Below are 14,050 nucleotides of genomic sequence, written 5' to 3' on the forward strand. Positions count from 1 at the left end.
CTTGAACTCGGGCTTCGGCTCCGGTTTGCTCTCCGCCTTGAACTCGGGCTTCGGCTGTTGTTTGGCCTCGACCCGGCGGGGCGTGGGGGCCAAAAGCGGCAACGGGACCGAGGTCACAGACAGGGAATCCACGGGAGCCGTCTCCATCCGGTCCATCTCCGCGGCACTTTCCTTCCCGGCTCCTGTCATGGGTGCGGGCAAGGCATCCGCCACCGGGGCGGAAGCGGTCACAGAAAGAACGGATCCCTTCCCCGCAGCGGCACCGCCATCCACCCGCGCCACGTTATCCGGACCGGTTATGGGAATGATCTTGGCCGCCTGGATCGGCGCGGCCCCTTCGGGAGGCGTGAAGGAGTCGCTGCGGGCCACATAAAAACCCGATATCTTCTCCTGGCGTCTCAACGCCTCCAGGGCGAGACGGGCCTTGACCAGATCATTGAACCGGCCCACCCGCACGCTTTGCCACAGCCGGGTGGGATCCTTGACCCCCCACAACTCCAGCACATAGGCGTCATACCCCCGTTTGCGCCACAAGGCCGCGTTGCGAATCGCGCTGTCCCGATCCAGATAGGCCGACATCTGAATGGAATAGGCGAAATTCAATTGATCCGAAGGAGACGAGTCGGGCTGACGCAACAAGGACGCCAGTTCCGGATCCTTGGCGATCTCCCGCACATCCTGAACCGGCACCGTCGCCCCCTCTCCCTCCCCGGCATGGGCCTTGGAAGGCTTGGCGGACTTGGCGGTCTTTTTGGGCTTGTTCTCGTCTCTGGCCGATTCCCCACCCTTGGCGGCATCCGCGAGCTTGACTTCGGGAGGATAACGAATCACCCCCGCCAACTTCAGGGGCGCATCCGCATCCGGATCCTCTCCCGCCGGAATGGCCGCCACAGGAACCGATCCCGCGGCAGCCGCCCCGGGCAACGGCGGCACCGAGGCCGCTTCCGCCTTGGCTGCCGCCGGAACCACCGCAGCCGTCACAGGCAAAGGAGGCGCCACCTTGGGCAAATTGGCCACCGCAGGCAGGGTTTCGGGTTGCAAGGTGACCCGGAAATCCACCTCTTTGGCCACGTCCACCTGCACAGGAGCGGTCAGATCCTGGAATCCGTTCTTTTTCAGCGTCAGCGTCACCGCTCCGCTGTCCCACTGGAACCGCAAAGGCGTCACCCCCACAAACCGACCATCCAGCAGCACCCCGGCTCCCGGCGGTTCGCTCACCGCGTGAATCGTACCCAAGTTGGCCGCGAGGGGACGGGTCTCGACCCTTTTATCCGCCAGGGACGACACCGGGGTCACATTCCCCTTCACATACCACTTTTCCACGATCACTGGACCGGCGAACAGCACCACCACGGCGGCCACACCCCATCCGGCCCAGGCGCTCCAGGAACTGCGTCTGGGCACCGACGCGTGATGCGGGTGTCCAAACGGACCCGGTGTCGATTCAAGCCGTTCCACCCCATCCTGCTCCGCTTTTTTCAACATCTGTATCATCAGGCTCACGGTTCTTGACTCCTTCACGCCGCAGCGATCCATCCAAACACTTTTCAAGGATTCCAAATGCGCGCATCCCTGCGCATGCCACCAATCCGTTCGGCCGTTCTTTTCCGCTCGTCCCCCCAATCGTGCTGCACATCCACCACAATCGGACGAATCAAAATCACCATCTCGCTTTTGTACCAGGTCTCCCTGGACTTCTGGAACAACGCCCCCACACCCGGCAGATCCCCCAAAAGCGGCAACTTGTCCACATCCATGCGATGTTCTTTTTTCAACAATCCGCCGATGACCGCCAACTCTCCGCTACCCACCCGGATGACGCTGTCGGTCTCCCGGGTGGTACTCTGGGCCAGGGGCACGGTTTGGGGCTTGTCGTTGATCTTGTAATTCTTCTCCTTGTCTTGCACGGTCCGTACCATGGGATGGACATGCAAGGTCACCATGCCGTTTTCACCGACCTGAGGCGTCACATCCAGGGCGACACCGGTAAACATTTCGGTGAAGATCGGCGTGGGATCCACCAGAATGGATGTGTCACCCCTGGAACTGGGGGTCGCACTGCCGGTGTTCATGCCCGTGATGAAAAAACCATCCTCACCCACCTTGATGACCGCCTTTTGATTATTGATCGTGGCGATCCGGGGACTCGACAACACCTGCACCTTGCCCTGTTTTTGCAACACACCCAGAAAAGTCGTGAAATCATGCGCCCGCAACGCCAGACTGAACGGGGATCCGGCTCCGGTCTGGGAGGCGACAAACCCCTTGGTGAACAACGGATTCAGATTCAATACCGTCGAACTGTCACTGCTGGCGGAAACCATCTGTTCGGACATGCTGCTCACGAAAGTCCGACCGCCGCTGGGCTCGGAGGACAGCGGCGCGAACCGATCGCTGCCCAGTCCCTTGTTGATGGCCAACCAGTCGATGCCGAACTGAAAGCCATCGTTGAGTTCCACCTCGATGATCTTGGCCTCCAGAATCACCTGACGCTGGCTTCTCGAACGCAAATCCTCCAGGAAGGCATCAATTTCGCTCAATTCCTTGGGAAAAGCCCGCACCGTCACCAACCCGGCCTGACGGTTGACGATCACGCCCTTCAAATCCTGGCCGGCATTCCCGGAGACCGACACGGTCTGTTGATTTTTCTTGTCGGCTTTGTCCTTGTTCTCCTGCCCGGCGCCGGATTCGGATTCGGTTCCACCGCTCTTGTTGTCACCACTCTTATTGTCACCGCTCTTGTTGGCGGTATCCGCCACCTGATCCATTTTCAGGATCGAATGGATGGTCAATTCCAGATCATGCCAAAAATCCGATCCATAGGTGGTCTCAACCGAAGAGCCGCTGCTTTGAGACTCGCTCTTGGAACTCGACTTGTTGCCTTCCTTGCTGGTGGTGGTGGACTCCTTGCCGGTGCCGGAACTGACCTGGGTATCGGTCCGCCCTCCCCGCTTCACCGGCAGGAAATCGACCCGATAGGTCTTGGTCACCAGCCGCCACGGATAGATCTTGAAACCCCGAATGTTCCCATTCCCGTGTTCGGCAAAAGGATGGCAGTCGAATTGATACATCTCGCACGCCACCTCCACCACCTCATCCACGGTGACCCGCTTCAATTCCAGGGAGATCTGACCCTTCACGTCGGGATGCACCACCATGTTCACCCCCGGGGAGTCCTGGACCAGACTCATGAAAAAATCCCGGGCATTGACGCCGCTCACATTCACATCCAAACGCCGCACCTGGGTAGCAACGGGGGGACGCTGGGAAGCCATCGACTCCACCGACGCATCCTGCCCAAGCAGTTCCTCGAACACCATGGGGGGCACCTCTTCGCTTTTTTTGGACTCCTCCCGATTTTTCCTGAGATTGGGTTTGACCACCTCCTGGATGGAATCAAAACTGGACTGAAACTCCGCCGGTTCTCCCGTCGCGAACATGCCATCATTCATCTCATCCGCCGACCGCCCCGGAAGGGCGCAGGAGGTGGACAAAAACAACATCCCCCCCAGCAGCAGACGCATGATATGGGCACGCCAGAACATCACAACTCTCCCAGTTCAACGGAACCACACAGGGTTCGGGAACAAGTGCGCTTCATCGTCATGGTTTTGACTGACATGCAAACTCCAGCAAAAAACGAACATATGTTAATTTGCAATTTCCCAAGCCGACCAAACGCGCTCAATCTTCCGGCCCTCTTTGAGGAACCATGCTGCATTGATGCAATAAAGATTCCAACCAGACCAAAAAACCCGCAAAATCACCCGACCACGCCACGGAGCCGTTTTCCGGTGACGCACGGCTCCAAAGAGAGGGGATGAGCTTGCAGGGCACCCCCTCACATCACGCAATCGGAAACAAACGCACCTGCGGGGAACACATCTGAAAAAAGAAACAAAAAGAGGGGCCGGAAGGCATAGGCATCGGGGGGGGATTAAAAAAATTACTATTATCATTACTTCTTCCGACCGCATCTCACCGCGTTGGATCTGTGGTCCCGGCGGATGATTCAGGCATGCTTTGTGGAGACGGTGTGGATTGTGAAGGTCACGTTTCCGGGGGAAGCGCCACCCGGGCCAGGAATCCCGACATCCGCCCCACCCCCCAAAGCAGCAGACACAACCCGCTCCACACCCAGATCCACCGATGACCATGCCGGCTCCAGAGGCTCTCTCCTTCACCCGGGGGCACCGCCACCACCATGGCACCCTGCACGTTGGAGGGAATGCGACCGAGTTCCCGACCCACGGCATCGAACACAGCCGAAATCCCGGAGTTGGCCACGCGGATCATGGGCAAGCGGTTTTCCACGGCCCGCATCCGGGCCATGGCCAGATGTTGCGGCTTGGCCGACTCTCCGAACCAGCCATCGTTGGTGACATTGATCAGCCAGCGGGCCCCTTTGTGGGCCAACTCCCGCACCTCGTCCGGAAAGATCACCTCATAACAGATCAACGGCCCGAGCGCCCCCATGCCCCATTCCAGCAACGCGGGACCGGGACCCGAGGAGAAATCCTTGGCGCCATGGGTCAATTTATGCATCGATTTGGGCACCAGGGAACGAAACGGAATGTATTCGCCAAAAGGAACCAGATGGTGCTTGTCATAGCGGTGGAGAAAGTCTCCGCTCTCCTGGCCGCCGATCAGGACCATGCTGTTGAAAAACGACCACTCCCGCTGGGCATCCTTGTCCGCCATGGGGGCACCGGTGAGGATGGGAGCGTTCAGGCCCCGACTGACCGCCACAATCGCGTCCAACTCCCGGGGCGCGGCTTGCAGAAAAAAAGCCGCCGCCGTCTCGGGCCAGACCACCAGATCCACGGACCGCTCCAGCGCCGCCGTTAGATCCAGATAACGGTTCAACCACTCCTTCTGACGGGCCGGCTCCCACTTCAGATCCTGGGCGATATTGCCTTGGACCAAAGCCACCCGCATCTCCTGGGGCGCCCCTGCGGATGACCGGGCGGAAGCCAACTCCTGGAGCCGTTCCTGACCATAAAACCAGGCGGACCCCACCACGCCGGCACTCACCACCACCGCAAAAACGGGCATCGGCCAACGACGCCACGCCGCGGGTCGGGTCAGGAGCGTCACCATTCCAGCCAGAAACAGGGTCAACCCGGAGAGCAGATAGACCCCACCCAGATCGGCGATCTGCACCACCGGTTCCGCGCCATCCCACACATAACCGATCAGGTTCCAGGGAAAACCGCTGAACACATGGGCGCGCAACCACTCCGTGACCACCCACAGCGCCCCGGCAGCCAACGGCAACACCACAGGCCGGAAAACCAGACGGGGCAACAACGCGCCGAACAACGCCGTATAACCCGCCAAGATCGCCGCGAGACCAAAAATCATCAAGACCACCACCAGCGACGGGATCTTGCCAAAAACATGCAGACTGCTCCACAGCCACGCCAGACCGGGCACGAAATGACCCAGTCCGAACGCGAAACCCAGCCACGCCCCCCGTCGGGGTCTGGTCCCTTCCAGCAGACGCAACCACAGGGCCATACCCAAGATGGTGGGCAACGGGGTGGGCGCGGGGGGCAGACCCCACATCGACACGCCACCCGCCAACAAAGCCGCCACCAGCTCGATGGTGGTGCGGCGTTTGATCCAGGCGACCAGGCGCGACATGGAGCGATCAAACCTCATAGGGATTGGCGATTCCCAGGCGGGCGAGCACGGTGATCTCCCGGGCTTCCTGACGCTCCGCCTCTTCCGGCGAGCGTTCATGGTCATAGCCCAACAGATGCAGCACCCCATGCACCACCAGATGGATCAAACGGTTTTCCACCGTCACCCCCAGCTCCTTGGCTTCCGCCAAGGTGGTCTCATACGGGATGACGATATCCCCCAACAGCTCCGGCCCCCCTTCGGGATCCGGGAACTCCTCCCCGTCCTCCATGGCGAAAGACAACACATTGGCCGGGCGATCCAATCCCCGATGAGTCAGGTTGAGTTGCCGGGATTCGGCGTCATCCGTCAGCAAGACCCCCACTTCGATCTCGCCGGAGGTGCGTCCTTCGACCTCCAGGGTGGCCTGCACGGCGCGGGCGACCCGTTCTTCTTCAGCCTCGGGCCATAGGGGAGAGGACAGGTTTACCAGGACCGTGGCCGACATGTTGACGGGCTCCTTCCGTGCGTTTTTTGATCTGATCCGGATATTCGATCCGGCGGTGATAAAAGCCCAGGGTCAAAACCCGGGTGAAAGCCTCTTCGATGCGGGCGATTTCCTGTAAAGTCAAACGGCACTCCTGCAACTGACCATCGGCAATCTTGGAGGCGACGATACGGGCCACCAGGGACTGGATCTGGGCCGGAGAGGGGGTTTTGAGGGTACGGGCGGCGGCCTCCACGGAGTCGGCCATCATCAAAATGCCCCCCTCCTTGGATTGGGGCTTGGGACCGGGATAACGGAAATCCGCCTCGGAGATTTTCTCGCCCCGCTTGGCGGCCTGATTCACCGCACGATTGTGGAAATACTGCAACAAGGAGTTGCCATGATGGGTGGTCACCGCCTCCAGAATGGGACCGCCCAGCTTGTACTCCCGCACCATCTCCACCCCATCCTTGACGTGGCCCTGGATCACCTTCACCGACATGGACGGAGAGAGATGATCATGCCGGTTCTCCCCGGACTGGTTTTCGACAAAATAATGGGGCTTGTTCATCTTGCCCACATCGTGATACAGGGCCATGACCCGGGCCATGAGGGGATTGGCGCCGATGTTTTCCGCCGCGGCCTCCGCCAGATTGCCCATCATGACCGAGTGGTGATAGGTGCCGGGACTGCGCAACGACAGGCTCTTGAGCAGGGGATGATCTCCGGATGCCAGCTCCAGCAACCGGGAATCCGTGGTGATGTTGAACAAAAACTCGAACAACGGAATCAACGCCAACCCCCACAGCCCGATCAGCATGCCGCTGGTCATGGCCATTCCCGCCCCGAGCATCCAGTCCCAAGAGGGGCTGCGATCCGACAGCAGTTCCACGGCGGGCACGGTGATCGCCTGGGACAATCCGATCCAGAAACCCGCGATCAACACGTCATAACGTTTGCGGCACACCCGCAGGTTGGCCCCACCCACCAAGGATCCCACCATGAAATACAAAAAGATCGGCAACCCCCCATCCGACTCCAAAGCGCACAGAAACGACAAGATCGCGCCGAGCATCAAGGCACCACCGGGAATCCCGGCCCGGGCGCCGATGGTCAAGGAGGCCATGGCGGATCCGAAAGCGGCCAAAGGCAGATAAGCCGCCATCCGGGCCGGCCACCCGAAAATCTCCGCCAGTCCCTGGCCGATGGTGAAGGTGAGGCTGGACAACAAAGAAGTGACCAGCAAAATGGTGCCCAGGATATACAGGGTCTTGCGATCCTTGGGGAAATCCATCGAGGTGGTGAGCAGGAACTTGCGTCCCAGCCACATGAACAACAACAACGCCATGGCCAGCCCCATGATGTTCAGGGCCATTTTTCCGGTCCAACGGTTCTGGTTCAACGCATCGATTTTCAACCGGGCGGCATCGGTGACCTCGGCCCCCTCCTGGATCACCATCTGGCCCCGGCGCACCCGATAAAAAACCGGATCCACCACCGCCGCCGCCTGATCCCGACGCATTTTGGTTTCCGCCAGATTCAGCACCAGGGTGGGACGAATATAAATGCCCACCTGATCCAGTATCCATTTGCGCACCGCCTCGGGGAGATGGGCCAGACGCTGTTCCGCCGATTTTTCCAGCATGCGCCGCATACCCACCAGATCCATCAGCCCGGTGGCTCCACTCCCGGCGGTGGTCCGATTGGCCTCGTCTCCCATGGCGTGGATCACAAAGGAGTTGTTGGCCAGATCGTTGAGTACCTCCGGTCCACTCACCACCCGAATCTGATTGTGTTCGGAAAGCCAAGTGGAAATTTCCGTGGCCAGGCCGGCCAATTCATTCATGCCCAACATGGCGGTGAAGGCACTTTCATCCACCACATCCTCAAGCCGCTCAAAAAAGGCATCCCGCATCCGGTCCCGATCCGGACGGGGGGTGGCACTCCGAGCATCTTCGAGCCATTTCAAATGCTCGCCGATACGCCGGGCCACGGTTTCCATCATGCCCGGATCCCAGTCGTACACCGGAACCGCCGCTGTGGCCGCTTCCTGACGCCGCTTCTTGGTGGTTTCCGCGTCTTCGACCAGCAAATCCCGATCCGCCTTGATGTCACGGGTGGCGATATCCCCCACCTGGGGCAAATACAAGGGTCGCAACACCACCGGCGAAAAAATCACCGTGAGCAGGACCACCAGCAAAACAAACATGCTCAGATCAAACAAAACCGTCAGGGAGAGCAGGCCTGCGCCATCCACGGGACGACCCCGCAGGCGATCCACCCATTTCTCGCGTTCAGGCCCCATGGTGTCCTCGTATCAGCCGGACATTGAATTGACGCACTGTGTTCATGCCATCCTTCCCCTCGCCATCCCTTCACGGGAGGCGGCCTCCTCATAAGCCTGGACGATCCGACGCACCAGGGGGTGTCGCACCACGTCTTGATGGGTGAACCAGACAAAAGAGATTCCCTCCACCTTCTTGAGCACCTCCACGGCATGGGCCAGACCGGAACGCCGGTTGGCGGGCAGGTCCACCTGGGTGACATCCCCGGACACCACCACCCGCGATCCCTCCCCCAGACGGGTGAGAAACATCTTCATTTGTTCCACCGTGGTATTTTGCGCCTCGTCCAGAATGATGGAGGCTTCGGTCAACGTGCGGCCCCGCATGTAGGCCAAAGGAGCGATTTCCAGCAGATTGCGGCTCAACATCCGTTCCACCTTCTCGAAACCGAGCATGTCATGCAACGCATCATACAAGGGGCGCAAGTACGGATCCACCTTCTCTTGCAAATCCCCGGGCAGAAATCCCAAATGTTCTCCCGCCTCGACCGCAGGACGGGTGAGAATGATCCGCGCCGTGCGCCCCTCGATGAAATCCAGGACCGCCGCCGCCACCGCCAGATAGGTCTTGCCGGTCCCAGCCGGACCGATGGCGAACACCACATCCGCCCGTGTCAACGCTTTCAGGTATTCCGCCTGTCGCGGGGTGCGGGGATGAATCTCCCGCAAGGGGGTGCGCAACACCGCCTGTAACAATAATGGATCCGCAGCCCCTTCGGGAAGTTCCATCGCCATCATGCCGGCCTCCACCCGCGCCAGGTCCACATTCTGCCCCTGTTCCAGGGCGACATACAGGGCCAAAAGCAACTGTCGCGCCTGGTCCACCGCTTCGGGAGGGGCGATCAGGGTAACCCGATTGCCCACCGGATGCATGGCCACCTGCCAACGCTCCTCCACCAGACGCAAATGGCAATCCAACGCCCCGAAAAGCTCGGCGGCCAAACGGTTGTCCGGAAAGGTCAACGTGAGCAGTCGGGACTCCCCTTCGACCCGCTCCTCCTCGACTACGGGAGCAGCGGCAGGCATGGGAATATTTACGGTTGAACGGGGAGGATTCTGAAATGAATTCGTCGCTCGGGACGCAACCGGGGGTGTGGACATTCAGGCCAGCCGTCCCCGCAGGGAGTTGGGCAATCCTTCGGTGACCATCACGGACACCACGTGACCGATCAAGCCGGGATCGCCGGGAAAGTTGACGGTACGACCATGCAAGGTTCTGCCGGTCAATTCACCGGTACCCCGTTTGGCCTGACCTTCCACCAAAACCGCCTCCACGCACCCCACCCGGGCGAGATTCTTTTGCAACTGGATGGCCTGAAGCACCTCCTGCAAACGGGCCAGACGGTGCTGCCCCACTTCCAACGGCACAGGATCCTCCATGTCAGCGGCCACGGTTCCAGGACGGGAGGAGAACACGAACGAATAGGCGTGATCGAATCCGACCCGCTGCACCAGATCCAGGGTCTGCTGAAAATCCTCCTCGCTTTCACCGGGAAAGCCCACGATGAAATCCGAAGCCAGGGCGATGCCCGGGGCGACCTGACGCAACCTGTCGATCCAGCCCAGGTATTCGGCCACGGTGTGACCCCGTTCCATGCGGGCCAGCACCCGGTCCGACCCGCTTTGGATCGGCAAATGCAAATAGGGACACAACGACTCCACCTGGGCGAAGACATCCACCAGATCGTCGTTCATGTCCGCCGGATGGGAGGTGACGAAACGAATCCGTTCCACGCCGGGCACCAGGGCCACCTGCCGCACCAGCAGCGCCAGATCGTGGACCACCCCATGGCGGTCCATGGCCTGATAGGCGTTGACATTCTGACCCAGCAGATGGATTTCCCGGGCTCCGGCCCCAATCAGGCCGGCGGTTTCGTCGAGGATCGCCTCCACCGGACGGCTCCACTCCCGCCCCCGGGTAAAAGGCACCACACAATAGGCGCAAAAACGGTTGCACCCCTCCTGGACCACCACCGAGGCAATGGGACCGGGAGCGGTGATGGCGGGCAGGGCATCGAATTTGGAGTCCACGGACTCCTCCTGATCGCCGATGCGTCCCCCTTCCCGTTCCAGCTTTCGCAGCATGGCGGGCAGGCGATGATAGTTCTGCGGACCAAACACCAGACTGACAAAAGGAGCGCGACGAAAAATGTTATCCCCTTCCGCCTGCCCCACGCATCCCCCCACCGCGAAGATCACCGGTCGGCCTTCCACCATCTTGCGCAGGCGTCCCAGTTCGGAAAAAATCTTCTCGGCGGCTTTTTCGCGGATATGGCAGGTATTGAGGATGATCAGATCGGCTTCGGTGGGTTCTTCGACGCTGACATAGCCCATGGCGTCGCGCAGCAACGCCTCCATACGGGCGGCGTCGTGGACATTCATCTGACAGCCGTAATTCTTGATGTAGAGGTTTTTCAACCCGGCCCCCGTCCCAGGCGCGCCATCATGCGACGACGCAATTCGGGAATCACCCCCGGTGGCGTGAAACGGCTCACGTCTCCCCCCATGCCGGCGATCTCCTTGACCAGTCGCGACGACAGGAACATGGTCTCTTCACCGGAGACCAGAAACACGGTCTCCACATCCGGGTTGAGTTTACGATTCATGCCGGCCATCTGGAATTCGTATTCAAAGTCCGCCACCGCCCGCAATCCCCGCAGCACGAAGCCGGCTCCCAGATGCTGGACAAAATCCACCAGGAGTCCATCCATTTGACACACTTCGACACCCGGAATGGTGCGTACCGCGTCGGCGATGAAATCGATACGCTCCTGACTGGTGAACAGGAACTGTTTTTCGGTATTGACCGCCACCGCCACCACCAGTCGGTCCACCAGCAAGGCACCGCGACGGATGATGTCGAGGTGGCCAAAAGTCACGGGATCGAATGTCCCCGGATATACCGCGATTCTGTTCATACCCCCCTTCCGTGGTCAACCCTTCCATTGCCAGAACGAAATCTGGGTCTCCCCATGACGCCGATTCTGCAACGGACGCCATACAGGGGAAACCTCTTTTCCCACACCACCCGCTTCATGTTCGGCCACGGCCACGGCCCCGGGGATCAGCATTCCGGAATCCGCCAGCATGGCCAGGGTGGAAGCCACCAGTCCATGCCGGTAGGGAGGATCCAGAAATACCAGATCAAACGGCGTGAAGCGTCCGAAGCGGGTCTGGCCGACCTGATGCACAATCCGGTCCAGACCGGGCCGCAACACCGACTCTCCGATCACCGCCCCCGCATTCTCGACCCCGCATCCCAGCAGATTGGCCCGGATCAAGGTGGCGACAACGGGATCAGACTCCACGAAAAAAGCACCCCGCGCCCCCCGGCTCAAGGCCTCGATGCCCAGCACGCCGCTGCCCGCGAACAGGTCCAGCACCCATGCCCCATCCAATCGACGACTGCCCAGAATAGAAAACAGGGTCTCCCGCATCCGTCCGGTGGTGGGACGCACCCGTTCATCCGGGGGAGTCTCGACCCGTTTGCCCCGCAGACTGCCGCCGGAGACCCTTACCATGCCCCGTCATCCGGGCTGAAGGCCGCAGAGGAGACACGGGATCTTTCCGACCGATCCACACCATGGAAACAGGGTTTCAATAAGCCACCAGAGCGTGATTGAGTTCATCGAGGAAGGCGGCCAACTGTTCGATCAGGCGATCCTTGGTGCGTTCCCGTTCGTCCAGGGCGTGTTGGTGATGGCTATCCTGGAGTTGTTCGACGAGTTCGGGGTCCACACTGAGCATGGGATCCTGGCCGGTGAGGCGGATCACCTTGGCATGCATCCGATCCACCCGCCGGGTGAGGTGCTGAATGATCCGGTCCTTGAGTTTGATGCGCAGCATGGAACCCAAACCGGGCATCAATTCCGGGTCGAATCGCAACACCGTGGCCGTGGCCATGGCCACTTCGGTGGGCAGACCGAGATCCAGGAGATTGGGAATGGTGGGGTTGGCGCTCAAGGGGATGCTGGGGGGATGCACGATGACATTGGAGGTGCGGGGGCGGGCAGTGAGAAAGGCGACCTCGCCAAAAAAATCCCCCGGAACCAGGGAGGCCAACGGGATGCTGGCGCCCTGTTTGACCACGCTGGCCCCACCGGAAAGCAACAGAAAAAGACTGCGCTCCTCGGAACTGCCTTCCTGGATCAGGTATTCCCCAACATCGTAGGCGACCACATGGGCATGGCGTTCCACCAATGCCTCACGTTCTTTGTCCGAGAAGGGATCAAAGAAGTCAACTTGCTGAAAAATCAGCAGAAAATCACTCGCAGTCAAACCCGCGATCTCACGCATTGAGATCTGCCTTCGATCCGTGTGAAAACCTGACCCCCTTGAGGGATCCCCAGTTCCATAATAGCACATTCCGGGCGCAAGAACAGACAAAACAGACTCCATACCATCCATTCACCCGGGTGAACGAAAAAAAACGCTTCACCCTATCGATGGAACGCCCCGATTCGTGCCATGCGTGACACATGACGCAACGCTCATCACGAATCAGGGCGCGATGGCAATCGACGACCAAAACCACGGGCCTGTCGCGTGCCAATCGATTAACGGTTTCAAAACGGGTTTCAAAACGTGGAAAAAATCGGGAAAACCGGACAAAAAATCGGAAGGCGGATCCGGAGGGCTGGAGCGCCGAGAAGGGAGACCCGTCTCGCACGCTATCCAGCCCCGGAATCCGGACAACTCACCATGACTTGCAACGGTCACGATCCCCTTTTCGGCACGAAACCGATTGAAGATTAGGGGATGCAATTACTATACCAGCAACTCATGTAACAAATAGTGACATATCCGACGCCCCCGTGCAAGGACTTTTTGCCCCTTCCCCACTCTTTTTCCCGCTCACCCCGTCTCCCCACCGCATCCCAACTCCACCCCTCCGCCGCCTCTCCCCACGACTCGGAACACCACAAAAATCCATAATCAACAATTGCATGCCGTGGCAAAACCATGCACAATGGGTCCAGGCTCATTTCCAACACTTGACGACCATCTTCAAGATTATCGCAACCATGGCAATCGCTCTTCTCCTGCACCTCGTGGCCGCGACCCTCTGGGTGGGCGGCATGTTCTTCGCGCTGTTGATCCTGCGCCCCGCCACCCTCGCTTTGGAAATTCCGGTGCGGGTCGGCCTGTGGTCTCGGGTGCTGGAACGGTTCATGGTAGTGGTCTGGGGGGCGGTGATCACCCTGCCGGTCACCGGCTATTGGATGATTTTCGCCGGCTTTGGCGGCATGAACGGCTTGGGCCTCCACATCCACATCATGGAAGGGGTGGGCTGGTGCATGATCGGGTTGTTTCTGGTGCTTTATTTCCGCGCCTACCGCCCCATGCGCCGCATGGCCGAACAACTCCTGATTCCGGAAACCGGCCTCTACATCGAACGCATCCGCAAAATCGTCCTGATCAATCTGATCCTCGGCCTGATCACCTTCGTCGCAGCCGGGGCGGGACGCTACTGGTAATCCCCATCTGTATTCCTTAGTCATCGCAGTAGCTCCTCTATCTGCTCCCAGACTTGATCCGAAATCTGATCCTGGACTTGTTGCCAGGTAAGATAACAAATATTCAACCAAGCATGA

At 59.9% G+C, this 14,050-nt stretch carries 11 protein-coding genes; 1 reads left to right on the forward strand and 10 read right to left on the reverse strand.

Features of this window, described 5'->3' with window-relative positions; translation table 11 throughout:
• The 10 genes from HQL98_15245 to HQL98_15290 form a co-directional block, all read right to left on the reverse strand.
• Positions 1–1,503: PEGA domain-containing protein (locus HQL98_15245; GenBank protein ID MBF0273403.1), on the reverse strand; the 1,503-nt coding region annotated here is incomplete at its 3' end.
• Positions 1,504–1,547: 44 nt separating this feature from the next.
• Complete coding sequence (locus tag HQL98_15250) at positions 1,548–3,545, reverse strand: secretin N-terminal domain-containing protein (GenBank protein MBF0273404.1); 1,998 nt, start codon at positions 3,543–3,545, stop codon at positions 1,548–1,550.
• A 505-nt stretch (positions 3,546–4,050) separates the two neighbouring features.
• Positions 4,051–5,646 (reverse strand): apolipoprotein N-acyltransferase, encoded by a 1,596-nt coding sequence (lnt, locus tag HQL98_15255; protein MBF0273405.1) that lies wholly within the window; start codon positions 5,644–5,646, stop codon positions 4,051–4,053.
• A 7-nt stretch (positions 5,647–5,653) separates the two neighbouring features.
• Complete coding sequence (ybeY, locus tag HQL98_15260) at positions 5,654–6,133, reverse strand: rRNA maturation RNase YbeY (protein ID MBF0273406.1); 480 nt, start codon at positions 6,131–6,133, stop codon at positions 5,654–5,656.
• On the reverse strand, positions 6,081–8,417 hold the full coding sequence (locus HQL98_15265) for an HDIG domain-containing protein (protein ID MBF0273407.1): 2,337 nt from the start codon (positions 8,415–8,417) through the stop codon (positions 6,081–6,083). The genes ybeY and HQL98_15265 overlap by 53 nt, the downstream gene beginning before the upstream one ends.
• A gap of 42 nt (positions 8,418–8,459) precedes the next feature.
• The gene (locus tag HQL98_15270) at positions 8,460–9,482 is read right to left on the reverse strand and encodes a PhoH family protein (protein MBF0273408.1); all 1,023 of its coding nucleotides are present in this window, start codon (positions 9,480–9,482) and stop codon (positions 8,460–8,462) included.
• A gap of 75 nt (positions 9,483–9,557) precedes the next feature.
• Positions 9,558–10,874: a tRNA (N6-isopentenyl adenosine(37)-C2)-methylthiotransferase MiaB gene (gene miaB / locus HQL98_15275; GenBank protein ID MBF0273409.1), complete on the reverse strand. Its 1,317-nt coding sequence runs from the start codon at positions 10,872–10,874 to the stop codon at positions 9,558–9,560.
• The gene (gene coaD, locus HQL98_15280) at positions 10,871–11,374 is read right to left on the reverse strand and encodes a pantetheine-phosphate adenylyltransferase (GenBank protein ID MBF0273410.1); all 504 of its coding nucleotides are present in this window, start codon (positions 11,372–11,374) and stop codon (positions 10,871–10,873) included. The genes miaB and coaD overlap by 4 nt, the downstream gene beginning before the upstream one ends.
• 15 nt (positions 11,375–11,389) lie before the next feature.
• Positions 11,390–11,977: a 16S rRNA (guanine(966)-N(2))-methyltransferase RsmD gene (gene rsmD, locus HQL98_15285; protein MBF0273411.1), complete on the reverse strand. Its 588-nt coding sequence runs from the start codon at positions 11,975–11,977 to the stop codon at positions 11,390–11,392.
• A 76-nt stretch (positions 11,978–12,053) separates the two neighbouring features.
• The gene (locus HQL98_15290) at positions 12,054–12,752 is read right to left on the reverse strand and encodes a cyclic nucleotide-binding domain-containing protein (GenBank protein MBF0273412.1); all 699 of its coding nucleotides are present in this window, start codon (positions 12,750–12,752) and stop codon (positions 12,054–12,056) included.
• Positions 12,753–13,480: 728 nt separating this feature from the next.
• Between HQL98_15290 and HQL98_15295 the strand changes: the two genes are divergently transcribed.
• The gene (locus tag HQL98_15295; protein MBF0273413.1) at positions 13,481–13,933 is read left to right on the forward strand and encodes a CopD family protein; all 453 of its coding nucleotides are present in this window, start codon (positions 13,481–13,483) and stop codon (positions 13,931–13,933) included.
• The last annotated feature ends 117 nt before the right edge of the window (positions 13,934–14,050 follow it).

The organism is Magnetococcales bacterium (genome assembly GCA_015231755.1).
In the GTDB taxonomy this organism is placed as follows: domain Bacteria; phylum Pseudomonadota; class Magnetococcia; order Magnetococcales; family Magnetaquicoccaceae; genus Magnetaquiglobus.

Bases quoted from the DNA above. Each gene is read 5' to 3' on its own strand.
- coaD (MBF0273410.1), bottom strand. From the start codon at position 11,374: ATGAACAGAATCGCGGTATATCCGGGGACATTCGATCCCGTGACTTTT.
- HQL98_15250 (MBF0273404.1), bottom strand. From the start codon at position 3,545: ATGTTCTGGCGTGCCCATATCATGCGTCTGCTGCTGGGGGGGATGTTG.
- ybeY (MBF0273406.1), bottom strand. From the start codon at position 6,133: ATGTCGGCCACGGTCCTGGTAAACCTGTCCTCTCCCCTATGGCCCGAG.
- HQL98_15270 (MBF0273408.1), bottom strand. From the start codon at position 9,482: ATGCCTGCCGCTGCTCCCGTAGTCGAGGAGGAGCGGGTCGAAGGGGAG.
- rsmD (MBF0273411.1), bottom strand. From the start codon at position 11,977: ATGGTAAGGGTCTCCGGCGGCAGTCTGCGGGGCAAACGGGTCGAGACT.
- HQL98_15295 (MBF0273413.1), top strand. From the start codon at position 13,481: ATGGCAATCGCTCTTCTCCTGCACCTCGTGGCCGCGACCCTCTGGGTG.
- HQL98_15290 (MBF0273412.1), bottom strand. From the start codon at position 12,752: ATGCGTGAGATCGCGGGTTTGACTGCGAGTGATTTTCTGCTGATTTTT.
- HQL98_15265 (MBF0273407.1), bottom strand. From the start codon at position 8,417: ATGGGGCCTGAACGCGAGAAATGGGTGGATCGCCTGCGGGGTCGTCCC.
- lnt (MBF0273405.1), bottom strand. From the start codon at position 5,646: ATGTCGCGCCTGGTCGCCTGGATCAAACGCCGCACCACCATCGAGCTG.